At 33.8% G+C, this 23020-nt stretch carries 24 protein-coding genes; 16 read left to right on the forward strand and 8 right to left on the reverse strand.

The window, feature by feature from the left end:
* The first annotated feature begins 590 nt into the window (after positions 1–590).
* Together ACEN2N_RS04065 and ACEN2N_RS04070 are read left to right on the forward strand one after the other, a co-directional pair.
* The gene (locus ACEN2N_RS04065) at positions 591–1049 is read left to right on the forward strand and encodes a cold-shock protein (RefSeq protein WP_423999896.1); all 459 of its coding nucleotides are present in this window, start codon (positions 591–593) and stop codon (positions 1047–1049) included.
* Positions 1050–1073: 24 nt separating this feature from the next.
* Positions 1074–2012, forward strand: coding sequence for an EamA family transporter (locus ACEN2N_RS04070; RefSeq protein ID WP_441823128.1), 939 nt, complete (start codon positions 1074–1076; stop codon positions 2010–2012).
* Here ACEN2N_RS04070 and ACEN2N_RS04075 read toward each other — a convergent pair.
* Positions 1993–2577, reverse strand: a complete 585-nt coding sequence (locus tag ACEN2N_RS04075) for a pseudouridine synthase (RefSeq protein ID WP_441823129.1) — start codon at positions 2575–2577, stop codon at positions 1993–1995. The two genes, ACEN2N_RS04070 and ACEN2N_RS04075, sit on opposite strands and share 20 nt — an antisense overlap.
* 120 nt (positions 2578–2697) lie before the next feature.
* Here ACEN2N_RS04075 and ACEN2N_RS04080 point away from each other — a divergent pair, with 120 nt between their 5' ends.
* Positions 2698–4251 (forward strand): DEAD/DEAH box helicase, encoded by a 1554-nt coding sequence (locus tag ACEN2N_RS04080; RefSeq protein WP_441823130.1) that lies wholly within the window; start codon positions 2698–2700, stop codon positions 4249–4251.
* A 95-nt stretch (positions 4252–4346) separates the two neighbouring features.
* Here the strand turns inward: ACEN2N_RS04080 and ACEN2N_RS04085 are convergent, their stop codons facing one another.
* From ACEN2N_RS04085 to ACEN2N_RS04105, 5 genes are all read right to left on the reverse strand, one after another.
* Positions 4347–4733 carry a hypothetical protein gene (locus tag ACEN2N_RS04085; RefSeq protein ID WP_441823131.1) on the reverse strand — a complete coding sequence of 129 codons (387 nt, stop codon included), beginning with the start codon at positions 4731–4733 and terminating at the stop codon, positions 4347–4349.
* 65 nt (positions 4734–4798) lie between these two features.
* Positions 4799–5332 carry a carboxymuconolactone decarboxylase family protein gene (locus ACEN2N_RS04090; RefSeq protein WP_441823132.1) on the reverse strand — a complete coding sequence of 178 codons (534 nt, stop codon included), beginning with the start codon at positions 5330–5332 and terminating at the stop codon, positions 4799–4801.
* A 121-nt stretch (positions 5333–5453) separates the two neighbouring features.
* The gene (locus tag ACEN2N_RS04095; protein ID WP_441823133.1) at positions 5454–5630 is read right to left on the reverse strand and encodes a hypothetical protein; all 177 of its coding nucleotides are present in this window, start codon (positions 5628–5630) and stop codon (positions 5454–5456) included.
* 90 nt (positions 5631–5720) lie between these two features.
* Complete coding sequence (locus tag ACEN2N_RS04100) at positions 5721–6563, reverse strand: helix-turn-helix domain-containing protein (protein WP_441823134.1); 843 nt, start codon at positions 6561–6563, stop codon at positions 5721–5723.
* Positions 6564–6643: 80 nt separating this feature from the next.
* On the reverse strand, positions 6644–8896 hold the full coding sequence (locus tag ACEN2N_RS04105) for a TonB-dependent receptor (RefSeq protein WP_441823135.1): 2253 nt from the start codon (positions 8894–8896) through the stop codon (positions 6644–6646).
* Between the two features lie 211 nt (positions 8897–9107).
* On the opposite strand from ACEN2N_RS04105, the gene ACEN2N_RS04110 reads away from it, so the two are divergent.
* The 7 genes from ACEN2N_RS04110 (at position 9108) to ACEN2N_RS04140 (ending at position 15340) form a co-directional block, all read left to right on the forward strand.
* On the forward strand, positions 9108–10217 hold the full coding sequence (locus tag ACEN2N_RS04110) for an alkene reductase (RefSeq protein ID WP_441823136.1): 1110 nt from the start codon (positions 9108–9110) through the stop codon (positions 10215–10217).
* A gap of 37 nt (positions 10218–10254) precedes the next feature.
* Positions 10255–10671 carry an OsmC family protein gene (locus ACEN2N_RS04115; protein WP_441823137.1) on the forward strand — a complete coding sequence of 139 codons (417 nt, stop codon included), beginning with the start codon at positions 10255–10257 and terminating at the stop codon, positions 10669–10671.
* 246 nt (positions 10672–10917) lie between these two features.
* Positions 10918–11541, forward strand: a complete 624-nt coding sequence (locus ACEN2N_RS04120; RefSeq protein ID WP_441823138.1) for an SDR family oxidoreductase — start codon at positions 10918–10920, stop codon at positions 11539–11541.
* A gap of 139 nt (positions 11542–11680) precedes the next feature.
* A complete protein-coding gene (locus tag ACEN2N_RS04125) occupies positions 11681–12181 on the forward strand; it encodes a pyridoxamine 5'-phosphate oxidase family protein (protein WP_441823139.1) in 501 nt (166 codons plus the stop codon).
* A gap of 101 nt (positions 12182–12282) precedes the next feature.
* Positions 12283–13473: a PQQ-dependent sugar dehydrogenase gene (locus ACEN2N_RS04130; RefSeq protein ID WP_441823140.1), complete on the forward strand. Its 1191-nt coding sequence runs from the start codon at positions 12283–12285 to the stop codon at positions 13471–13473.
* A gap of 122 nt (positions 13474–13595) precedes the next feature.
* Positions 13596–14495, forward strand: a complete 900-nt coding sequence (locus ACEN2N_RS04135; protein ID WP_441823141.1) for a sugar phosphate isomerase/epimerase family protein — start codon at positions 13596–13598, stop codon at positions 14493–14495.
* 5 nt (positions 14496–14500) lie between these two features.
* Positions 14501–15340 carry an aminotransferase class IV gene (locus tag ACEN2N_RS04140; protein WP_441823142.1) on the forward strand — a complete coding sequence of 280 codons (840 nt, stop codon included), beginning with the start codon at positions 14501–14503 and terminating at the stop codon, positions 15338–15340.
* 4 nt (positions 15341–15344) lie between these two features.
* Here ACEN2N_RS04140 and ACEN2N_RS04145 read toward each other — a convergent pair whose 3' ends face one another.
* Entirely contained in the window at positions 15345–16187 is an 843-nt protein-coding gene (locus ACEN2N_RS04145; RefSeq protein WP_441823143.1) for a hypothetical protein, read from the reverse strand.
* Positions 16188–16366: 179 nt separating this feature from the next.
* Between ACEN2N_RS04145 and ACEN2N_RS04150 the strand changes: the two genes are divergently transcribed.
* Both ACEN2N_RS04150 and ACEN2N_RS04155 read left to right on the forward strand, forming a co-directional pair.
* Complete coding sequence (locus ACEN2N_RS04150; protein ID WP_441823144.1) at positions 16367–17677, forward strand: prolyl oligopeptidase family serine peptidase; 1311 nt, start codon at positions 16367–16369, stop codon at positions 17675–17677.
* A gap of 144 nt (positions 17678–17821) precedes the next feature.
* A complete protein-coding gene (locus ACEN2N_RS04155; RefSeq protein ID WP_027067037.1) occupies positions 17822–18013 on the forward strand; it encodes a cold-shock protein in 192 nt (63 codons plus the stop codon).
* Between the two features lie 56 nt (positions 18014–18069).
* On the opposite strand, the gene ACEN2N_RS04160 is transcribed toward ACEN2N_RS04155, so the two are convergent.
* Positions 18070–18825, reverse strand: a complete 756-nt coding sequence (locus ACEN2N_RS04160; protein WP_441823145.1) for a helix-turn-helix domain-containing protein — start codon at positions 18823–18825, stop codon at positions 18070–18072.
* A 242-nt stretch (positions 18826–19067) separates the two neighbouring features.
* On the opposite strand from ACEN2N_RS04160, the gene ACEN2N_RS04165 reads away from it, so the two are divergent.
* From ACEN2N_RS04165 to ACEN2N_RS04180, 4 genes are read left to right on the forward strand one after another with little or no spacing between them, the layout of a single operon-like run.
* Positions 19068–19463, forward strand: a complete 396-nt coding sequence (locus tag ACEN2N_RS04165) for a molecular chaperone Tir (RefSeq protein ID WP_441823146.1) — start codon at positions 19068–19070, stop codon at positions 19461–19463.
* A gap of 11 nt (positions 19464–19474) precedes the next feature.
* A complete protein-coding gene (locus tag ACEN2N_RS04170) occupies positions 19475–20188 on the forward strand; it encodes a PspA/IM30 family protein (RefSeq protein WP_441823147.1) in 714 nt (237 codons plus the stop codon).
* Between the two features lie 5 nt (positions 20189–20193).
* Complete coding sequence (locus tag ACEN2N_RS04175; protein WP_441823148.1) at positions 20194–20904, forward strand: hypothetical protein; 711 nt, start codon at positions 20194–20196, stop codon at positions 20902–20904.
* Positions 20905–20918: 14 nt separating this feature from the next.
* The gene (locus tag ACEN2N_RS04180) at positions 20919–22985 is read left to right on the forward strand and encodes an SPFH domain-containing protein (protein WP_441823149.1); all 2067 of its coding nucleotides are present in this window, start codon (positions 20919–20921) and stop codon (positions 22983–22985) included.
* Positions 22986–23020: the final 35 nt, after the last annotated feature.

The raw sequence follows: 23020 nt of genomic DNA on the forward strand, positions 1-23020 counted from the left end.
TGTACTCTTTTACTATTCTTAAAACTTGAAAAGAATGTATTTCTTCTAGTTTCTGTCGGTGTGTTTCTGATAAAAGTTCTCATGATATTCGATTTTTAATTGATGATTAATAAATTTGTTATACTAAGTAGACGACGATGTTTCTATTTTGTTACAGTACTATGCATAAAAAGGTACTATTTTTAACAAAATTCATTAGCTATACTATTTTAATCAACTGTTTATCAGTGTATTAATTACTACTAAGATTATTTCATTTTAACAATAATTCTATTTATCTAATAAAAAGTAAACCGATTAAAGTAGAAGGGTAGCGTGTAAAATCTGAAATTATGGCATATAATAGAATGCAAATCTGAGCCAAACATTAGCTCTATTAAAAGATTGATAGAATGAGTCATTTTAATGCTAAATAATTGAAATACAAATCTTATCTTTGCAGAACTTTAAAGGGATGCAGATGATTCTTGCAATGACCTTACAACAAGTGGCATTATAAGTTTACTCAAAAGGCTTACCATTTGTTATACACGTCACCACGTATTTCAATTCCTTTACAGTAAAATCTATTATTATCATTAAAATTACGAATGGCAAAATCACAACAGACATTTAATAAAACTGAAAAAGAAAAAAAGCGCTTAAAGAAGCGTGAAGAAAAAAAGAAAAAAATGCTTGCTCGAAAAGCAGCTACTAAAGAAAGTGGTACTTCTGGTATTCCACTTGCTTATGTAGATTTCAACGGAAACTTGGTAGACACTCCGCCAGATCCAGCGATGAAAGTAGAAATCGATGCAGAAGATATCATTTTAGGTATTCCAAAGAAAGAAGAAGGTGATGTAGAAGAATTCGATCCAGTTAGAAACGGTAAAGTCTCTTTCTTCGATACTACAAAAGGTTTTGGTTTCATTATAGATACTGAAAACAACGAAAAATACTTCGTTCACGTTAGTGGTCTTATCGATGAGATTATGGAAAACGATAAAGTTTCTTACGAGTTAGAAAAAGGCATGAAGGGTATGAATGCCGTTCGTGTAAAGAAGATTTAGTTTTAAAGATTTTTAATGGTGAAAATGCAACGTAACACCGTTTTGGTAGTATTGTCATTTTTTGCCATTTATTTCATTTGGGGATCTACCTATTTATGGAATAAAATAGCAGTAACCGAATTGCCTGCTTTTATGTTGGCAGGCATTCGTTTTGTTATTGCCGGTAGCCTAATTTTTGTCATTTCAAAAATATTGGGCTTTTCCCTAAAAATTACAAAGCAACAATTCAAGAATACTTTTCTTGCGGGATTTCTATTTCTAACTTTTGGAAATGGCGTAGTAGTATGGGCTCTTAAGTTTGTTGATAGTGGCTTTGCGGCTCTAGAAGTATCTGCCCAACCATTAGTGGTTTTATTAATGATGCGTGTATTTCAAGGCAAGAAAATTCAACCAATGTCACTAGTGGGTGTATTTCTTGGTATTACAGGTATTTTTCTTTTAGTCGGTCAGAAAGAAATAATTGCACAAGACGGAGCGATATTGGGAATGGTACTAATTTTTCTTTGTATGCTTAGTTGGTCTTATGGCAGTTTGTTTGTTGGTGGTGCCGAGTTACCCAAAAATTTCTTTGTAAATACGGGTTATCAAATGCTTACTAGTGGATTTTCACTTTTAATCATCAGCCTAGTTTTAGGGGAACAATGGTCATCACCGGTAACATGGAGCACTCCTGTTCTTTGGTCTATGTCGTTGTTGATAATTTTTGGTAGCATCGTAACCTTTACAGCCTTCAATTACTTACTACGCCTTGTATCGCCAGAAAAAGTAGCTACTTCTTCATATGTAAACCCGATAATTGCGATGATTCTGGGTTGGTATTTTTTAAATGAAGATATCACCATACAATCAGCTATTGCATCTGTAGTACTGCTAACGGGTGTTTACTTTATAAATACTAAAAAGAGTTTGACCATTTTCTCTAGGTTTTCAGGAAAACGGATTCCTAAAGCTCCGGTAGAGTAATTTCAAGAGGCAACACTTGTTTAGGTGTCATTTTATCTAAGTGAATTATGCCGATGCGAACACGAATTAATCGAACGGTCGGGTACCCTACGGCAGCTGTCATTTTACGGACTTGTCTAAATTTACCTTCCTTAATAACAATGCGAACCCACGATGTCGGTCTATGCCTACCAATTCGCAATGCTTGATCGGCATCTGGCAGCGATGGTAAATCGTCTAAAATCGTTATTTTACAAGGCTTTGTCATGTATTTATTCCCGAAAATACCAATGGTTATTCCTTCCGCTATTTTTTGAATTGCATCAGGAGTGATTAAGCCATCCAATTGGGCTAAGTATTCCTTTTCTACCCCTGAGCTATTTATGGTGTCGCTCAACTTCCCATCCGTGGTCATTAATAATAAACCCTCAGATTTTTCATCTAATCTGCCAATTGGCATTATTCCATCCGGAAAATCAAAAAGCTCACTTAAAAATCGTTTTTTTCGTAGCTGCCGATCTTCTCCAGAGCTCATCTGACTCAACATTGCAAAGGGTTTATAGATTTTAAAATGGCTGTGCTGCATTAATTTTACCCTTTACGGTTTATTTTGATGACATATGGTCGCAAAAGATACCCTTTTTAACGCATGAATTAGTAATCTACTATAGAGAATGTTACCTTTGTACCCTCCAGAGAAGATTTTATGCAAGAGACAGTTTTTGAATTACAAGATAGAAAGACCGATAAGGAACTTTACAGCTATCAACAAGGAGCAATTCAACAAATTTTTGATAAGTTCGATTCAGAACGAGATGATTATCACCTACTATATCAACTACCTACCGGTGGTGGTAAAACAGTGATTTTTTCTGAAATGGTACGTCAGTATTTAAAAAACCACAACAAGAAAGTTTTGGTAATGACCCACCGTATTGAACTTTGTAACCAGACTTCGGCAATGCTAACTAGTTTTGGTGTTGTTAACAAAGTAGTCAATAGTAAAGCAAATCTTGACGACCATGAACGCTACAGCTGTTATGTAGCCATGGTAGAAACCTTGAACAATAGGTTGAACGATGATCAATTAGATATTTCTGATGTTGGTCTTGTTATTATTGATGAAGCCCACTATAATTCTTTTACCAAACTATTCAAGTTTTTTGAAAATTCTTTTGTTCTTGGTGTTACGGCAACCCCGTTAAGTTCGAACAAAGATTTGCCAATGAACAAAAACTATGATGAGCTTATACCAGGTGAAACCATAGAAAATTTGATAGCCAATGATTTCTTGGCTAGGGCAGAGGTATTTCAGTATGACATGGGACTTACATCTCTAGAAATTGGTTCTAATGGTGATTATACCGTTAAATCATCTGCTGATTTATATACGAGTCCGGCAATGTTGAACAAGCTTTTAGAAGCGTATACTAAGCATTCTAAGAATAAAAAGACATTAATTTTCAACAATGGTATCGAAACTTCTATTCAAGTTTACCATACTTTTCATGCTGCAGGTTTAAATATTCGGCACCTTGATAATACCGCTACTAAAAAACAGCGTAAGCAAATATTAAAATGGTTTAAAGAAACACCTGATGCGATTTTAACATCGGTGAGTATTTTAACTACAGGTTTTGATGAACCTACCATTGATACTATTATTTTAAATAGAGCAACAAAATCGCTAACACTTTACTACCAAATGATCGGTAGGGGTTCTAGGATTTTGAACAACAAATCGAAATTTACGGTTATAGATTTAGGTAACAACCTTTATCGTTTCGGACCATGGGGTGCAGACTTAGATTGGGGAGCTATTTTTAAGTCTCCGAACTTCTACATGGATCGTATTAAAGATGATGAGGATATTGAAAGTGATTTTAAACTTGAGCTTTCTGATGAAGTTAAAGAAGAGTTTAAAAATTCTAAAGAAACCTATTTCGATATTAAGGAAACCTACGAAACGGCAACGTTTGCAGGAGATTCTTCTAAAGTAGTTTTAGAACGTTCTATCGCTCACCATGCATATATGTGTGTCGAAAATAGTGAGGATGTTTATGATGCTTTGGCATTGGCGAAATTGCTAAAAGAAGATATAGACAACCGTATTCATGTGTACGGAAAATGCATTAGCAAGAGTACCTACAATTTTTTGAGCTGGTTAAAAGATGATTATCAAAAGAAATTAAATGCGTATTTACGTGAAAATTTTGATACTGTATTTGAAGAAATTCATGGGCATCCGCCAGAGGATTAATTGGCACATAAAATTCTATTTTTTTATAGAATTTACAAACATAAAAAAGGGCGTTCATTTAAGAACAGCCCTTTTTATGTATAGCTAATTACTTCTTACTCAACAATAAGACTGTATTGCGGAGTCGGATTCAAAGGACAGAAATATACATATTCGCCTTTTTCCAGTTTCGTTTCTTTAGAATGCCCAACAGTATTATTTTTTACTGCAGCAGTTACATATGCAGCCTGAATGTGATTTTCTGATTTAGAGGCATCTTTGCCTTTTTTCACCAAAACCAAACCAACATCTTTACCTACATTGTTGTTTGCAACATCGAAAACATAAGTTCCTTCGCTAACAGTAATTGATTTCTGCGTAAACTCACCAGTCGTTTGCTCTAAGGCAATCTTCTTAACTGGTTGCTTCATCATTTTATCTTGAGCGTTTGCGCTAAATGAGAATGCCAATACGATAACTAAAATTGATAATACTTTTTTCATGTGTTTTAAATTTAAAGAGCTCTTGCTCTAATGGATAGATTAATAATTATTGTTTATGAAATTGTTTATAATGATGGTGCTACAGGAAAATCAACTGCTACCTGCGTAGTGCTATGAATGTAGTTCGATATTGTTTTATCACCTACTAATGAAATGGTGTCAATTAAATTTGCTTTTGTATAACCTGCTGCAAAATAGTTTTCTAAAACTTTTTCGTCTGTACGACCTCTGTTTTCAGTAACATTTTTAGCTAATTGTGCTAATGCATTTAATTTAGAATCAAATGTTGCCTTACCTGCTCTTAGTTCAAGAATTTGCTCGTCATTGAATCCATTCATTTTACCTATTGCCGTGTGTGCAGATAAACAGTAGACACAGTTATTTACCTGACTAACTGCAAGGTTTACAACCTCTTTTTCTTTAGCTGATAATGATGTTTTAGCATTGGCAAAATTTAAATAGTTTTCCAAAGCTGTATCACTATTTGCATAGGTTGCATATAAGTTTGGTACAAAGCCTAATGCTTTTTTAAGGTTATCGAAAATTGCTTGATTGTTTTCGCTTACTTCTTCTTTTGTTGGTATGTTAAATGTGCTCATGATTTTATTTTTAAATTTTATTATAAATTGTTTTTGTTCTATTAATTATCTGGTACAAAAGTATATTCAGAATAGTATTCTAATCATGTAGAGACTTCCTTTCTACATGTCAATTTTTCCTTTACGGAAATGTATTGAATGCTTTGGTTAATCTTGAAGAAGTATCAGAATCACAGTAGTAATCTGATAAATGATTATGGTGACAATGTTTTTCTACATTGATGGCATTAGTCACCACGGCCTTTTTAGACGTAAATATTTCTATTAAATTGAAGATTGATTTGTGTTTTAAATTCATGTCTTTGTTGTTTTAATTCTACACTACAAAGATCTAGCTATTATGAATCTTAAAACGGGCAATATCACCCAAGGTGTTGTCGATATTTCCCTAAAATGATTTTTTAAGTTGTTTTTTGAAATCTGATGGAGATTGTTGTGTTTGGTTTTTAAAAAGACGACTTAGATGCGAGGCGTCATCGAAACCAATTTCATACGCTATTTCTTTTGCTGTCTTATCAGTATAGATAAGTAATCGCTTTGCCTCAAGAATTATACGCTGATGAATTATCTGTAGGGGAGTGGTATTAAATTTAGAAAAGGTATTGGATAAGGTTTTCGGGGATTTAAACAATTTGTCTGCATAGAATGAAACTGAATGTTCTGACTTGTAATACTCTTCAACCAACAAATTGAATCCTCTTAGCAAATCAACTTTTATATCGTTGGTAACTTCACTGAATCCTTCTTTAGCCTTAAGTAATCTTGTACTCATAATCATAAAACGAGCCATGAGCATACGAAGCATTTCTGCTTGTATAGTATCTTCTGTTTCTAATTCATCAACAAACACCTCATGCAACGTATCAAATTTTCGCTGTTCTTTTTCTCCTAAATAGATTACAGGTATATGGGCATTTCCAAAAAACAATAGACCGGCACAGCTTACTTCTTGATCATGGTCTTTAATATAATAAAATTCTCTATTAAATTGATAGACAATTAAATTACTGCCTTCAGAATAATGTAAAAACTGAATTGGTGTTAACGCCAATAAACTATGTTCAGAAATTGTATAAGGAACACCATCTACTTCTATAGAAGCTTTTTGAGTAGTGGTTCTAATAAAAATATAAATTCCTGCTTGCTTTGGTTTTTTATAAGATTCTAATAATAACTCATTACCAATTTTAAGTAATCCACCAGTACTAAAATCTTTAAAAACTTCTTGCATGAAAACTTGGTCTAAAAAAAGGTTGATTCATTACATATGCATAGAACCAACCTTTTTAAATTTTATAAACAACAGTTTTCTTAAAATCGCACAGAAACCTTACCTCGTAAATAAAACGGTGTGCCAGGAGTTAAATGAATTTCTTCTACTGATGCGGTTTCATTAAACAACCTGCTTTCAGTAGCAAACTGAGTTTCGTTCCATTCGGTGTCAAATAAATTCTCAACAATTACACCAACTGTCCAGTTTTTGATATGGTAGTTTAGGTTTAAATCGGTTACGAAATAACCTTCTGCTACAATACTATTATCCTCATTTGCAGCTCTATCACCTAAATATCTATAATTTAAGTTTCCAGAAAAATTACCGATATCACTAAAAGATAATCCTCCTACAGCTGTAAAATCTGGTGCTAGCGGAATATAATCTTCTCCATCTGCTTCTTCCGTACTTCGTGCATAGGTATAGTTTACATCACTATAAATATATAACCAATCTAGAACTTGATAACGACCACCAACTTCAACACCAACTCTTCTAGTTTTACCACTTGGCTCAACAATACCGGCATCACCTACATAAACAAATTCTTGATCTAAGTACAGTCCCCATAAAGTTGCATTTAGCACTAGTTTATCTATAGGCTTAATGATAGTTCCGAAATCTACACCATATGCTTTTGGTAACACATCTCGACCTTCATTTGCCGTTACCACTCGTGCATCATTTGAATGAAATCCTAAACCGGTTTTTAAGAATAATTGCCAATCTCTATTCACGAAATATAAGGTGTTTAATTTCGGACTCACTATTGCCTTGCTTTCACTTTTGTTATCATATAACTCGCTTAGCTTGTTTTCATATTCGAAATTGAAATAATCTAATCGTACTGAAGGATTAAAGGTCCAGTTTCCCGTTTTGTATTCTCCATTCACAAACCCATATATATTGGTTTCGTCTACATCACCGAATGCATACTGCTCTAAAGATGTTTTTCGATTTAATGTATGCTCTAAAGTAACATCATCTACATTATCATTTCTAAACCCGATTCCTGTAGCATATTTGAATCTATCATCAGTACCTACGGCAATATCAATCTGTTCAAAAACAGTTTCGGCACCCATTATGGTTCTATCTTCATACTGTCGTATTTGGTCACCATTTATAGGATCTTCTAGAAAGAATGTGAAATTTGAGAACAACTCAAAATCATACTTGCTCACAAAAGCTCTTGTCTTTAAAAATTGATCCTCACCTAAGAATTTAGTATGATTCAACATTAAGTTTGTCCTACTTGTTTGTCCGCCCTCGGTATCATCAATAGCTCCAAAACGACCTATAATATTTCGGTCTATTGCTCTTTGGGGTATTTGACCAGAAGCATCCCACTTGCTTTGAAAATGAGAAGCTGTTAATGTCAGTTCTTCTTTTCCTATATCCTTATAATGATACCGACCCAAAATATTTACACGGTTAAAGTTTTGAGGCGAATCAAAAGGTCCGTCTGTTAAATAAATTTCTGAAGCTAAATACCCATCACTTTTACTTGTTTCCAAAATATTAAAAAGACCAACAAATCGATTGGTGTTAAACTGGCCCGACTCGTAAGAAACCATGCTTTTGTCTACACTTTTCTTAAGACTTAAATCTACATAGCCGGCAGTATTGAAATCTCCCTTATCTGCGTAATATGGTCCTTTTCCGAAGTTAATATTATCTATAGTTTCTGGAATTACAAAGTGCAAATCCGCATACCCTTGACCATGAGCATGAGATACCATATTCACTGGCATACCATCAACGCTAATGGCTACATCTGTACCGTGATCAATATCAAATCCTCTTAAAAAAATCTGTTCTGCTTTACCGCCACCGGCATGCTGACCAATTAATAGTCCGGGTACTTTACGTAGTATTTCTTGTGATGATTTTACGGGATCGTTTTGTACATCTATATTCACAAATCTTGTCATGGCATCTACCTTAGAAACAACTACTACTTGATCTAAATTAATACTGGATTCTTCTAATATTATATTTACCCCTTCATTAAAATGGTTTTGATTTACAACCAATATAAAGGTCTTAAAACCCAAGTTGGAGAAATAAACGGAATCATTTACTGATGTTGACGGGAGTGAAAATGCGCCTGATAAATTAGTATGGCTATGTTGCCCTGATGTTTGATTAAATATACCGACATTCTCTAAAGCAATGCCTTCTTTATCGGTTACTATACCTTTTAGATTTTGTGCTTCTACAACATTTGATGCAATTAGTACAAAGGTAAATACCAACAGCTTTAATGCCCAATTATAGCTATAATTCATAAAATAAAATTTAGATAAGGTTGTCCTTTGCAGTACCTACGATAAAAAACAAGATTAGTTTTATAATTTTTTACAAAACGGCAAAAATAATTTTTATAGCCATAGTTCAAAGTAATTTATGCTTTATAGCAATCTTTTTTTGGTAAGAGTCAAAAAGCCCCATTTAATAGTGAGATCTTTGTGTCATAAACAAAACATTTTACACGCACATATGAGCAATCAAGCATTATTAACCCCGTTTCATAAAAATATCAACTTAAAAAATCGTGTCGTAATGGCACCTATGACTAGAAGTAGGGCGGCAAATGAAGGTAATATACCGACCGAAGAATTACATGTAGCTTATTACACTCAAAGGGCATCTGCAGGATTAATTATTACCGAGGGCTCACAGGTTTCTAAAGATGCCGTAGGTTATATTAACACTGCAGGTATTTATTCTAAAGAACAGGTAGAAGGCTGGAAAAAAGTAACAAAAGCCGTTCATGATAAAGGCGGAAAGATTTTTATTCAATTGTGGCATGTTGGTCGTATGTCTCACCCAGATTTTCATAATGGGGAATTGCCATTAGCTCCTTCTGCTTTAAACCCGAATGCGAAATCATATACACCTGAAGGGTTTAAAGATACCGTGACCCCTAAAGCAATGTCTATAGAAGATATTAAACAAACGGTTGAAGACTTTAAAAACGCAGCTATCAATTCCGTCGAAGCAGGATTTGACGGAGTGGAAATTCATTCTTCCAACGGCTATTTATTTCACCAGTTTTTTAATGGCACTTCTAATGTTAGAACAGATGAATATGGTGGGAATATTGAAAATAGAACCCGCTTCTTTTTTGAAGTTTTAGATGCCATGAAAGAAGTTATTCCGCAAGAAAAAATAGGAGTACGATTTAATCCGTCATTGAACGATATGTTCGGTATTACTTTAGATGAAGAAACGATACCAACTTTCGAATATATTATTAAGAAACTGAATGATTATAATTTAGCTTATGTTCATTTATCTGAACCTTTTAATGATGTATCGAATGTACCATTCGCTGTAGAACATATCGCGAAGCATTTTAGACCTCTTTATAACGGAACTTTAATGATTAATGCTGGTTTTGACCAAGATTCCGGTAATAAAGTAATTGAAGAAGGTAATGCAGATTTGGTGGCATTTGGTAAGCCGTTTATCTCTAATCCGGATTTGGTAGAACGTTTTGAACATGATTATCCAATTGCAGAATGGGATGCAGATACCTTTTATACCACTGGTAAAGAAGGTTACACAGATTACCCAAATTATCAAAAAGAAGAACACTTGGCTTAAGAAGTAGTTCTAGAATATTAATTTTAAAATAAAATTTATGAAATTCACAAGAAGCGCTAAAGCACAATGGAAAGGAAGTGGTAAAGAAGGAAAAGGAACTATCTCCACTGAAAGTACAGTTTTACAAAATGCTCAATACTCTTTTAATACAAGATTTGAAGACGGTAATGGCACTAACCCCGAGGAGTTAATTGGTGCTGCCCATGCGGGTTGTTTTTCCATGCAATTAAGCTTTTTACTTGGCGAATCGGGTTATACACCCACAAGCTTAGATGTTAATGCAAAAGTTGATTTTAAAGATGGAGAGATAGTGAAAATAACTCTAAATTTAATTGGCGATGTACCTGATATTAAAGAAGATGAATTTAAAACCATTGCAGAGAAGGCTAAAAAGATTTGTCCTGTTTCTAAATTATTAAATACTGAAATAGTGCTAAATACAAAGCTTTCGTAATATCAAGTTCAATAGCATATAAATTAAAGGCAGCCTATTAAGGCTGCTTTTTTTTTTACTAGACAATCGATATTTAAATGCTATGAGGTCTGCCTCGTAATGTTATTGTAGTTCTCCTACGAATGCCTTGTGGGCTTGTCCCTAGGTTATTTACTTTCTAGCAATTTAGCATCTGTGTCAATATAAAACGGTAAAGCATCAATGTTTACTATGTTATTTAGCAAACTTGTACCTAAAATAAAGAACATGGAAAATATATTAGTAGCCGGAGCCAACGGTACAACCGGAAAAAAAATAGTAAACCTTTTGAAAAACTCTCAATATTTTCAACCTATTGCAATGGTGCGAAAAGAAGAGCAAAAAGAACAGTTTGAAAAAGAAAACATAAAAACAGTGCTTGGTGATTTAGAAAAGGATTTATCACATACTGTAGAAAATATAGATAAAGTAATTTTTGCCGCTGGATCTGGTGGTAAAAAGGTAGTTGAAGTGGATCAAGAAGGTGCTAAAAATTTAATCGATGTTTCTAAAAAAGCTAACATTAAAAAATTTGTAATGCTTAGTTCTATGGGGGCGGATAATCCTGAAGATGCTAGCGATTTAAAAGAATATTTAAAGGCAAAACATAATGCAGATGAATATTTAAAGTCGGCAAATTTGGGTTATACCATTGTTAGGCCTGGTTCATTAACAAACGAGTTTGGTACAGGTAAAATTGAACTTCAATCTAAATTGAACAAAAAGGGTTCTATTACTAGAGATGACGTAGCGCAGACATTGGTAAGATCTTTACATGATGATGCCGCCATTAATTCAACTTTTGAAATTATACAAGGTGATACTTTAATTGGTAAAGCAATGGATGCTTAATAGCATAGCTGTAAAATTAATTAAGACCCATTATTGGGTCTTTTTTTTTTGCATTAATATTTCCTTTTTTTGGAACAATAAGATGTTTCTGTTATTAGGTAAAAGAGTGAAACTCGCCTTAATTTAGATTAAAAAAATTATGGCTACTAAACATCTATTTAATAAGAGCGCACAAGATAAAATCAAAGAATTAGCTGAAGCAATAGATTTTACAATGCTCGCGACCAATTTATCCAAAAGACCAATTCATGCAATACCTATGAGTACAAAAAAGGTTGATGAAAACGGAAATATTTTGTTTTTAAGTAATAAGCACAGCACACATAATGCAAATATTCAAAGAGATGAAGAAATTCATTTATTCTATGCAAAGCCAATGAGTATGGAGTTTATGAATGTGTATGGCACTGCCGAAATTCTAGATGATAAAAATATCATATCAGAATTATACCAAAAAAGTGATGACAACTGGTTCGATGGAGAAAACGACCCTAATATTACAGCTATAAAAGTGACACCAAAAGATGCACATTATTGGGATACTAAGAATAATATGCTAATCAGCTTATTTAAAATGGGAATCGGCGCTATAACAGGTGAAAAAACAGATCTTGGCGAAGAGGGTAAATTAACCATATAAATATTCGATTTGTGGATGCTTTTACTATTATATACATCTGTATTAATGATGTTAAAACTAAAGCTTGTTGCGTATCTTCGTAATAAACTAAACAACTAAATATGAAAATTTCATTTTTAAGGATAACTATGGCGCTCGCCGTAGTAATATCTCTAAATTCTTGTAAAGAGGACAAGAAAGAAAATAAAGATAGTGCGGTTAAAGAGATGGAACTTGACAGTACCGATTTGGCATTGTTAGATTTAAACTTACCTGAAGGATTTAAAATTGAGGTTTATGCTAGGGGAGTAGATGGTGCTCGTTCTATGGCTATGGGAGATAACGGGACGTTATTTGTTGGTACTCGCACAGAAAACAACGTGTATGCCATACAAGATACTGATGGAGATTTTAAAGCCGATAACATTATTGTTTTAGATACGATGGAAGTTCCTAATGGTATCGCCATGAGAAACGGAGATTTGTATGTTGCTCAAGTGGGTAGCTTATGGAAATATCCGAATATTGAAGAGCAGATTGGTGGCGAATTAGAAAAGGAATTAATTTATGATGATTTTCCGACGGAATTTCACCACGGATGGAAATATATAGCCTTCGGACCAGACGATAAGCTTTATGTTCCTGTTGGGGCTCCTTGTAATATTTGTAATAGGACGGATGAAGATGAGCGATTTGCAACTATCTCAAGAATGGATCCTGACGGTAGCAATCGTGAGATTTACGCTAGAGGAATAAGAAACTCTGTCGGATTCACTTGGCATCCTGATACGAAGCAGATGTGGTTTACAGATAATGGTCGCGATATGTTAGGTGATGATATTCCGCCTTGTGAACTAAACACAGTAACTGAGGCAGGTCAGCATTTTGGATATCCTTTTTGCCATGGTGGTATTGTAAAAGATCCTGAATTTGGAGATTTACGGCCTTGTTCAGATTTTGTAGATCCTGCGTTACAGTTAGATGCGCACGTTGCTCCACTTGGCATTAAATTTTATACCGGTACTATGTTCCCTGCAGCATATAAGGGTAAAGCCTTCATTGCAGAACACGGTTCATGGAACAGAAGTAAGAAAGTAGGTTACAGAATAATGATGGTCGACATTCAAGATGGTGAAGCAATTAGCACTAAACCTTTTATTGATGGTTGGTTAGACGAAGTAGCTCAAAAAGCAACAGGAAGACCTGTAGATATTTTAATGCTAAAAGATGGTTCTATGCTGATTTCAGATGATTTTGGCGATGCCATATATCGTGTTTCTTACAGCGAAACTGCTGTAGCAAATAACCAGTAGATTTACGAACGCAATAGAAAAAAAAAGCAGCCTTTATGGCTGCTTTATTGTTTATAACATGTTCAAGTTCTTTATGCAAACCTTATATTTATAATCCATATTTATTTAATTGCAACATTATCATGAACAGCTCAAATTCTCGCAGAACATTTTTAAAACAGACTGGTGTGCTTTCGGTAAGTTCTATATTGCCATTATCTGTATTACCGATGGACTATAAATATAAAATGGGTTTGCAATTGTTCACCATTCGCGATGCAATGGCTAAAAACCCCATCGAGAGTATTAAATACGCACGTGAGCTTGGTTATGCTGACGGAGAAATTTATGGTTATGATGGTGATAACGATACGTATTACGGTATAAAATCTAAGGAATTTAAAAAACAGATCGAGGATTTAGATTTTACTATTTCTAGTGGCCATTACGATTTCTCTAGTCACTTTAACGATTCTGAAGAGAAACTTTTGCGTTATGTTGACCAATGTATAGATGGTTCTCACACTTTAAACAGTACATACATTACTTGGCCCTGGTTAGCTCAGGAGTACCGAACCATTGAAAACTTTAAAATCCTGAAGGATAAATTAAATATAATTGGCGAACAGGTAACCAATGCAGGTTTGCAGTTCGCATATCACAACCACGATTTTGAATTCACCGACCATAATGGTGAGCAAGGCTATGATATCATTTTATCTGGCACAGATGCAAATTTGGTAAAACTACAGATGGATATATACTGGGTCGAACATTCTGCAGATAAGAGTCCGGCTGAATTAATTGCAGAAAACCCAGGTCGTTATGTTATGTGGCATATTAAAGATATGGACAAAGTAACTCGAGATTATTCTGAAATGGGTAATGGAACTATTGATTACAAAAGTATGTTATCATCTATTAACAAAGATGATTTACAATATTACTATATAGAGCAAGGTGGAAATTTTGCAGAGAACTCTATGCAAAGTATTACCGATAGCGCAACCTATTTCAAAAAGCATCTTAAACGTTATTTATAAGTTATATGAGTTATCCTGATAAAGTATACCTAAACGGAAGTATTGTAAATTCTGCAGATGCTAAAGTATCTGTTTTCGATCGCGGATTTATTTTTGGTGATGGATTATATGAAGTAATGGTACAGATAAACGGCAGATTCTTTTATGAAAAAGAACATATAGAGCGATTACAATCAGGACTCCAAAAAATCAATATTGAGTTCGATGCTAACTCACTTAAAAATGAAATTACCACTTTGTTAAAAGCAGTAGCGCTAAACGATAAAGACTGCATGCTTTATATTCAAATTACTAGGGGAATAGCACCAAGACAACATTCATTTCCTGTAGATATGAAGCCAACGGTTATGATGTATGCAGTACCAAAGGTTTTGCCCGAAATAAATACTGCAAATGCCCATGTAATTACTAGAAATGATTTTAGATGGTCTCGCTGCGATATTAAAATGACCTCTCTTTTAGGTAATGTGATGTTGAATGAAGAAGCCATGCAACATGAGTGTTACGAAACCATATTACATAGAAATGGCGTTTTCACAGAAGCATCTCATTGCAATTTATTTTTTGTCAAAGATGCAATAGTATACACACATCCGGCAAATGAGTATATTCTTAATGGTATTACTAGAATGGTAGTAATTGAGCTATGTCACTCTTTAGGCATAGAAATTAAAGAAACTCCTATTTCATTAGAAGAATTGAATACTATTGATGAAGCATTCTTAACAGGTACGAGTACACAGATTGCTGCAATTCAACAAATTGATGACTACAGACTATATACAGGAAATGAAAAAGACCCCGTAACGCAAAGATTACAAGAGGCCTTTTTAAAACTAAAATAAGATTCTAGTCTACCTTAAAATAGGTGAAAAATTCATCTGCATCTTTAATATCCATAAGGTTTAAAATGTAGCATACTTCACTTAAATCAGAAAAATCAAGTCCGCCTTCATCAACACTTTCATTTAAATACCTGCCATCTTTACCATTATATTGATTTCCTAGGCGAATAGCTGTATTCCAAACCGTTGTCAAGTGTTCATCATTTAATTTAGATTCCCAATCTACCTTACCATCAGACTTAAAACCAGGTGTACCATTACCAACTTCATTACCATCAGCAATTTTATGGTAATCCGTTACTGTTTGTGTGTACTTAAGTTTGGTAGGTTCTGTAACTGATTCATTCCAATCGCTATGCTGCACAACATGAACTTTCTCTTTTATATTTATAGTAGGATTCTTTTCTACAAGTTTTGAAACCCAATCAGCCGTAAAATCTGACTGTCCCGCTTCAGCTATCCAAATAGAACCACCATTTTCAATAATTTTCAATGCTTTATTTACCACGCTATCAACCGAAGTTTTCCATTCTTTATCTGCATCTAACCAATTTTCATTGAAGACCATTGGCATTAACGCATTTGGTGGTACGTATAAACCTTCTTGAATGCCATAAGTGCCTGCGACAGCAAGATAATTTAAGTCCTTATAATCTGGGTGATTTAGTAGCGTAGCGAAACCTGCTGCAGTATGTAAATCGTCAATATCGGTTTTACAGTCTAATTGCACCAGCAATAAATCTTTATCCATATCGAATGCTGCTTTTTGGGCATTTGTTCCGATACTAAAGAATAGGGTACATGCTAAGCCTGATATTATTTTATTTACACTGATTGCTTTTTTCATTTGTAAGTATTTGATTTTATTGTTTAGTTGTTTCTACTAAAGTATCAAATATTAACTTGACCGCAATAGAATTCATTTCGACTCAAAAATAAATTTCAGAAAATCTTGAACTATATAATTTGGACATAAATGCTATCTTAATCTCGTATCTTACTAGACCAAACAACAAAACTCAAACAATGAAAAAATCAATTCTTTTATTATCGGCATTTCTTATATTGAAGATACTAAACCCGCTTTTGGCGATGGAACCCGTAACCAAAACATTTTCTAATTATGAAGATGGTAGCTATACCTTAATTTTAGAAGGATACGATTGGGGACCAGCCGTCAAAAAGGTAATATTACCTACCGCAGTATTAACAACTGAAGTTAATGCTGGCGATTATATAATCGAGGTAGAAAGAAGTGCCGATGGTGCAGAAATGAAGCCAGAAGAGGCAAATGGTAGTCGAGAAATAGTATTCGCTTATGTTTCTGATGCCAATGGAAGTAGAGTCGGTGAAGGAAATCATGTAACCTTGGTGTTATTAGTGCACCCTAATAATCCAATAGATTCACCCATAAAATATGTTTTTAAAGATGGTAGAGGTAGTAATCAATGGATCGATTATAAAATGACCATTACCAATACGTCAACAAGTAAAATATGGAATAATGAAGCCTCTCGTATATATAAAGATTTAGATCGATTTGATTTAAAAGGAAAATATTCTAGCAATGGCATTAACCTAACATACGCTTATTTCGAACCTAAAACTACTTCTGCCAAGTCTCCTTTAATTATATGGTTACATGGTGGTGGCGAAGGTGGTACTGACCCGAGTATTGCTTTGGTTGCCAATAAGGCGACAAACTATGCATTTCCTGAAATTCAATCCTTTTTTAACGGTGCATATGTGCTAGTGCCACAAGCTCCAACATTTTGGATGCAAAATGCCAATGGAGACTATACTAGGGGTGATACTGATGATATTTATAATAAAGCCTTGTTCAACCTAATCGACAATTTCGTAAAAGATAATCCGAAGATAGACTTAGATAGAATATATATTGGTGGATGTTCTAATGGTGGGTATATGAGTTTGAAACTAATACTCGAACACCCAAGCTATTTCGCAGCAGGTTATATAAGTGCACTTGCTTATTCAAATTCCAATATTACCGATAAACAAATTGAAAGCATCAAAAATGTGCCAATTTGGTTTATACATTCGAAAGATGATACCACTACACTACCAGACGAAACTGTTGTACCATTATATAAAAGACTTATTAAGGCTAAAGCGCCAAATGTTCATTTTTCTTATTATGACCATGTTATTGATTTTACCGGATTTTATGGTGGTGAAAATTACTATTTTCCAGGGCATTGGTCTTGGATTTATAGTCATGCCAACCATGCAAACTTCGATTTTGATAATAAACCTGTCTTATTAAAGGGTGAAAATGTGAGTATTATGGAGTGGCTAGCGGCTCAGAAAAAGTAAAAATTGTCTTTATAATGCTTTAAACAAGCAAAAACTCTTAAAGTATTCACAAAAAATAGATATAACAGAACTTTAATCGCTGTTTGTCAACTATTGGCGTCATCTTTGCAACTTAATAAGTATTATAAATTAAATTACATTACAATGAGTAAAGGAACAGTAAAATTTTTCAATGACACAAAAGGTTTCGGTTTTATCACTGAAGAAGGAGTTGAAAAAGATCACTTTGTGCACATTTCAGGTTTAATCGACGAAATTCGTGAAGGCGATGAAGTTGAATTCGAACTAAAAGAAGGAAACAAAGGTTTAAACGCAGTGAACGTTAAAGTTATCTAAGACATATATACATTCAAGTTTAAGAAAAAGCTCTTCAGAAATGAAGAGCTTTTTTATTATAAATCATTTTTAAGTCTATCGAAATCTTTTTCTAATTGAAATAACTTTTCCTCTAAATTGAAATTAGTCTCTGGTAATCTATGATAGAATACATATCTAACCCTCCACATTTCATGTATTTCTTTTAACTGTAACTCTATATCTTCTACGTTTTTATGTTCTGCACGTAAAACGAATTTATCATTAGTTATAAATAGTCTTCTTAAAATGATATTCTTATCTGATACCGTAAATACCAATGTACCGTTATTTAGTTTTGAATATACTTCTGGTGGTATCCATTCTCCAATAGCGATGTCTTTTGGAAACATACCTAATTCATTCTTGCTCATCTCTAAATTCTGAACAGTGTATGCCCGAAACTTCTTATCGGGATTTATTGGTAAAGACAAAAAAGGCAAGTCTTGTATGTAAGAATCTTTATTGTAATATTTAATATAATCTGACTGATTTAAGGTGGTTATACAGGGCACCTTAACAAAAAATTCTTGCTCCCCTAAATCTTGTTCAACGGTTAAGTTACCTTTAAACTTCAATAAATTATTTACCGTTAATTCGGTTGTTAATAAATCATCTATAGGAATGCTAAAATAATTAGCAATTTTTATTAGCGTCTCTAATTTAGGTTCACTTCGTCCTTCTTCATAAGCACCTAAAGTACCTCTTTTTAGTTCAAATAGCTCAGCAAATGACTGTTGGCTAAGACCTTTTAAACTTCTTATCTTCCGTATATTTTTTCCAAAGTATGACATTTTTTTGCTAATTAAATTTGCAATTGATAAAAATATAATTATATTTGTCTAACAAAATTAGCAATAATAATTTGAATTGCTATTATTTTGAGCCAGTATTTTTTATTAACCGAATTTAAAACACAATATTATGTTCATCGTAATTGTTTACATTTTAGCGTTCCTAATCTCATTTTAAAAAATCACACCAATAATATGTTGTATTATTGAATTTAAGAAACCACCTACATAAACCAATATATATGAAAAACCATTTTAATATAACCAGAGATTATCTTCTTGAATTGAACTTTAATATCGTCAAAGAAAATAGAGTAGACGGAATTTTAGTGGTAGCTAAAGAAGATTTCGGAATCAAAAATCTCATTTTAGGAGTTTCGCCACCGATATTGATAATGGAACAATTTATATTTTCTGTACATAATCAATCTGAAAAAATCTTTAGAAACTTACTTCAGAAGAATAGAGATATTATACATGGAGCTTTTGTTCTAGACGAGACCGCAAATCGTGTCATTTTTAGAGACACCTTACAAATCGAGAATATGGATTTAAACGAATTTGAGGCCAGTCTTAATTCTTTAAGCTTATTAATGAGTGAATACTCAGATCAAATAATTGAATTTTCTAAATATTAAAAATAAAAATCATGAATATATTTAAAAGACTATTTAAAATAGGAGAGGCTGAAACCAATTCAGCGATTGACAAAATGGAAGATCCTATAAAAATGACCGAACAGGGCATTAGGGATATGAAATTAGACCTAGAAAAAAGTTTAGAGGCTCTTGCACAAGTAAAGGCACTTGCCATTCGTTCTAAGAACGATCAAGACCTTTATAAGAACAAAGCCAAAGAGTATCAAGACAAAGCCATTATCATTCTAAAGAAGGCTAACAGCGAGGAAATGGATGCTGCCGAAGCAGACAGACTTGCAAAGGAAGCTTTAATGCAAAAAGAAGCTAATGAAAAACAATTAGCCGCTACAAAAACTGAAACAGAAAAATTTGAGGCTAACGTTAGCCAAATGCAAGGTAATGTTGAAGCTTTAAAATCTAACATCGGCAATTGGGAAAATGAGTTGAAAACATTAAAGGCTAGGGTAAAGGTTAGTAATGCCACTAAAAATTTAAACAAGCAAATGGCAGAGTTAGATAGCACCGGTACGGTGTCAATGCTCGAAAGAATGAAAGAGAAAATTGCCCAAGAAGAAGCTTTGGCCGAGGCATATGGCGACATAGCAAAATCAAGTAAATCTATTGATGATGAACTTGATAAAGCCGCTGATACCACTGAAGCCGTGGCAGATGATGAGCTTCAAAAGTTAAAAGAACAGTTAGGGTTTAATAAAACCAAAAAATAAAAAATTTGAATCAACTAATAGACATATTATTTTCTGAGGTAAATATCACGCTAACATTATTGCTGATAATTCTTCTGGTATACTGGATCATTACCATGATAGGTGGTCTTGATTTCGATATAGACGTTGATGTCGATATTGACATCGATGCCGATATAGACCTTGACTCTGGTATTGAAGGTGGTAATCTTGATTTTGAAGATATCTCTAATACCGAAGTCAACCAAGATGATGTCATTGGTAAAAGACGTAGACCGCTAAAGTGGTGGCAAATATTCTTGATTTATTTCAATTTTGTCGGACTCCCATTTATGTTCACGTTTACCTGTTGGATATTTGTTTGGTGGCTGATTACAACACTATTGACTACATTAACGTTTACCTATGATAACTTTATAGGTTTCATTATTATGATAGCTGCACTTTTTCCTGCATTGTTTGTCAACAAGTTATTTACTAGTCCGTTTAAAGGTTTCTTCAAGCAATTGAATAAAGATGGCGATGCACCTGTAGACTTTTTAGGTCGAGAAGCAATTTTATTATCTAACATCAGTGAAGATAAAATGGGTAATGCAGAAGTGAAGGCAGAAGGTAACAGCCATTCAATTTATGTGAAATCTTTAGACAAAAAACCATTAACATATGGTAGTACGGTTTTAATCATTAAAAGATCTGCGGATCATACATACTTTTTAGTTCAATCATATAATCAATAAATCTTAAATCATTTATGGAATCCATCTTTTCAATTATCGGTATAGGTCTCGGGATCATCCTCTTCCTTATCATCGTTTATTTTGCAATTATCGCAATGTTCTACAAAAAAGTTCATCAAGGTCAAGCCTTGGTAAGAACCGGATTTGGAGGAACTAAAGTAGCAACGGACAAAGGACTTTACGTTGTACCAGTATTTCATAGGGTCGAAATAATGGATATTTCTGTGAAGAAAATTCAAATTGAAAGACTCGCTACCGAAGGACTAATTTGTAAGGATAACATGCGTGCCGATATAAAAGTGGCATTCTTTGTTAGAGTAAACAATGAAGTTGATTTTATCAAAAAAGTAGCACAAACTATTGGTGTTCAACGGGCATCTCGTCAAGAAACCTTAGAAGAATTATTTGAAGCTAAGTTTTCTGAGGCTTTAAAAACAGTTGGTAAAAAGTTTGATTTCATTCAATTATATGAAGCTCGTAGAGAGTTTAGAGATGAAATTGTAGATATCATTGGTACAGATCTTAACGGGTATACTTTAGAAGATTGTGCTATCGATTACCTAGAGCAAACCGCTGTTGCTCATTTAAAAGCTGATAATATTCTTGATGCAGAAGGTATTAAGAAAATCAACGATTTAACTGCTGCTCAAAATGTGCAGTCAAATCTTATCAAGCGTGATGAGGAAAAAACCATTCGTAAGCAAGATGTTGAAGCACGTGAAGCTATTCTAGAACTTGATAAGCAATTGGCTGAAAAAGAAGAACAACAAAAAAGAGAAATTGCAAATATTAAATCTCGCGAAGAATCTGAAATTTTGAAGGTATCTGAAGAAGAATTATTAAAATCAGAAACTGCACGTATTGCAACTCGCGAAAAAGTGAAAGTTGCCGAAGAAAATATGGAGCGTCAAATAATAGTTGCGTTAAAAAATAAACAACGTACCGAAGCCGTAGAAACGGAAAGAGTAGAAAAAGACAGACTTTTAGAGGCTACCGAAAGAGAAAGAGTAGTAACGCTTGCCCAAATTGAGAAAGAGAAAGTAGTTGAAGTCGAGAAGAAGAACATTCAAGATGTTATTCGTGATCGTGTTACGCTAGAAAAAGGAGTAGTGGAAGAGCAAGAAAACATGAAAGATATTCAAGCTTTCAAGACTGCCGATAGAGATAAACAAGTAAAAATAACGGTTGCAGAAGCAAACGCAGAAGAATCTTTAATAAAAACAATTAAGGCTGCAGAGGCTCAAAAAGAAGCTGCTAAGCAAAAAGCTGAAGAAATTAATATAGAAGCTTTAGCGCATAAAGAAGCGAGTGAAAAAGAGGCTGAAGCACGTAAAATTCTAGCTGAAGCAACAGCAAAAGAAGAAGCAACTGTTGGTATGTCTGAAGCCCAAGTGATGCATGCTAAAGCTGATGCTTACGAACGTGAAGGAATTGTGCAAGCAATTATCATTGAGAAAAAAGCGAAGGCTGAAGCTGCAGGTATTGAAGCAAAAGCTGAAGCGAAACGCAAAGACGGATTGGCAGAAGCTGCTGTTATCAAAGAAAAAGCTTTAGCAGATGCCGCTGGTATTGAAGAGAAAGCGAATGCAATGAAGAAATTAGACGGTGTTGGTAAAGAGCACGAAGAATTTAAATTGCGTTTAGATAAAGAATTACAAGTTGATCTTGCTCACATCAATATTCAAAAAGATATAGCAGATGCTCAGGCACAAGTTATTGGTGATGCATTAAAAGCAGCTAAAATTGATATTGTAGGTGGTGAAACGATGTTCTTTGATCAAATTATCGGACAAATTACTAGAGCCAAAGGATATGATAGATTGGTGGCAAACAGCACCAACATACAAGATGTAAAAGATGCTATTTTAGGTAGTGATGATGTTAAAGGTAACTTATTAGAGAAGGTAAAAGAATTCGCTGATAAATACGGGATTTCATCTGAAGATCTTAAAAACGTAACTATTGCCAATTTACTGATGGACTTAAAAGCTAAGTCTAACGACAATGAAGAGCAAACACTTTTTAGTAACCTATTTAATCTTGCAAAAGGATTAGGTATGGGTGATAAAAAGCTAAAGTAAACTACCTCAGAGGTAAACCCACGAAACATTACACA

The sequence above is a fragment of the Maribacter spongiicola genome, from assembly GCF_052119685.1.
Taxonomy (GTDB): domain Bacteria; phylum Bacteroidota; class Bacteroidia; order Flavobacteriales; family Flavobacteriaceae; genus Maribacter; species Maribacter spongiicola_A.

Excerpts from the sequence above, each read along its gene's own strand:
- ACEN2N_RS04115 (WP_441823137.1), top strand. The coding sequence starts at position 10,255 with ATGAAATTCACAAGAAGCGCTAAAGCACAATGGAAAGGAAGTGGTAAA.
- ACEN2N_RS04110 (WP_441823136.1), top strand. The coding sequence starts at position 9,108 with ATGAGCAATCAAGCATTATTAACCCCGTTTCATAAAAATATCAACTTA.
- ACEN2N_RS04130 (WP_441823140.1), top strand. The coding sequence starts at position 12,283 with ATGAAAATTTCATTTTTAAGGATAACTATGGCGCTCGCCGTAGTAATA.
- ACEN2N_RS04155 (WP_027067037.1), top strand. The coding sequence starts at position 17,822 with ATGAGTAAAGGAACAGTAAAATTTTTCAATGACACAAAAGGTTTCGGT.
- ACEN2N_RS04125 (WP_441823139.1), top strand. The coding sequence starts at position 11,681 with ATGGCTACTAAACATCTATTTAATAAGAGCGCACAAGATAAAATCAAA.
- ACEN2N_RS04075 (WP_441823129.1), bottom strand. The coding sequence starts at position 2,577 with ATGCAGCACAGCCATTTTAAAATCTATAAACCCTTTGCAATGTTGAGT.
- ACEN2N_RS04120 (WP_441823138.1), top strand. The coding sequence starts at position 10,918 with ATGGAAAATATATTAGTAGCCGGAGCCAACGGTACAACCGGAAAAAAA.
- ACEN2N_RS04105 (WP_441823135.1), bottom strand. The coding sequence starts at position 8,896 with ATGAATTATAGCTATAATTGGGCATTAAAGCTGTTGGTATTTACCTTT.
- ACEN2N_RS04160 (WP_441823145.1), bottom strand. The coding sequence starts at position 18,825 with ATGTCATACTTTGGAAAAAATATACGGAAGATAAGAAGTTTAAAAGGT.
- ACEN2N_RS04135 (WP_441823141.1), top strand. The coding sequence starts at position 13,596 with ATGAACAGCTCAAATTCTCGCAGAACATTTTTAAAACAGACTGGTGTG.
- ACEN2N_RS04170 (WP_441823147.1), top strand. The coding sequence starts at position 19,475 with ATGAATATATTTAAAAGACTATTTAAAATAGGAGAGGCTGAAACCAAT.
- ACEN2N_RS04145 (WP_441823143.1), bottom strand. The coding sequence starts at position 16,187 with ATGAAAAAAGCAATCAGTGTAAATAAAATAATATCAGGCTTAGCATGT.
- ACEN2N_RS04080 (WP_441823130.1), top strand. The coding sequence starts at position 2,698 with ATGCAAGAGACAGTTTTTGAATTACAAGATAGAAAGACCGATAAGGAA.
- ACEN2N_RS04090 (WP_441823132.1), bottom strand. The coding sequence starts at position 5,332 with ATGAGCACATTTAACATACCAACAAAAGAAGAAGTAAGCGAAAACAAT.
- ACEN2N_RS04085 (WP_441823131.1), bottom strand. The coding sequence starts at position 4,733 with ATGAAAAAAGTATTATCAATTTTAGTTATCGTATTGGCATTCTCATTT.
- ACEN2N_RS04070 (WP_441823128.1), top strand. The coding sequence starts at position 1,074 with ATGCAACGTAACACCGTTTTGGTAGTATTGTCATTTTTTGCCATTTAT.
- ACEN2N_RS04165 (WP_441823146.1), top strand. The coding sequence starts at position 19,068 with ATGAAAAACCATTTTAATATAACCAGAGATTATCTTCTTGAATTGAAC.
- ACEN2N_RS04180 (WP_441823149.1), top strand. The coding sequence starts at position 20,919 with ATGGAATCCATCTTTTCAATTATCGGTATAGGTCTCGGGATCATCCTC.
- ACEN2N_RS04140 (WP_441823142.1), top strand. The coding sequence starts at position 14,501 with ATGAGTTATCCTGATAAAGTATACCTAAACGGAAGTATTGTAAATTCT.
- ACEN2N_RS04150 (WP_441823144.1), top strand. The coding sequence starts at position 16,367 with ATGAAAAAATCAATTCTTTTATTATCGGCATTTCTTATATTGAAGATA.
- ACEN2N_RS04095 (WP_441823133.1), bottom strand. The coding sequence starts at position 5,630 with ATGAATTTAAAACACAAATCAATCTTCAATTTAATAGAAATATTTACG.
- ACEN2N_RS04100 (WP_441823134.1), bottom strand. The coding sequence starts at position 6,563 with ATGCAAGAAGTTTTTAAAGATTTTAGTACTGGTGGATTACTTAAAATT.
- ACEN2N_RS04065 (WP_423999896.1), top strand. The coding sequence starts at position 591 with ATGGCAAAATCACAACAGACATTTAATAAAACTGAAAAAGAAAAAAAG.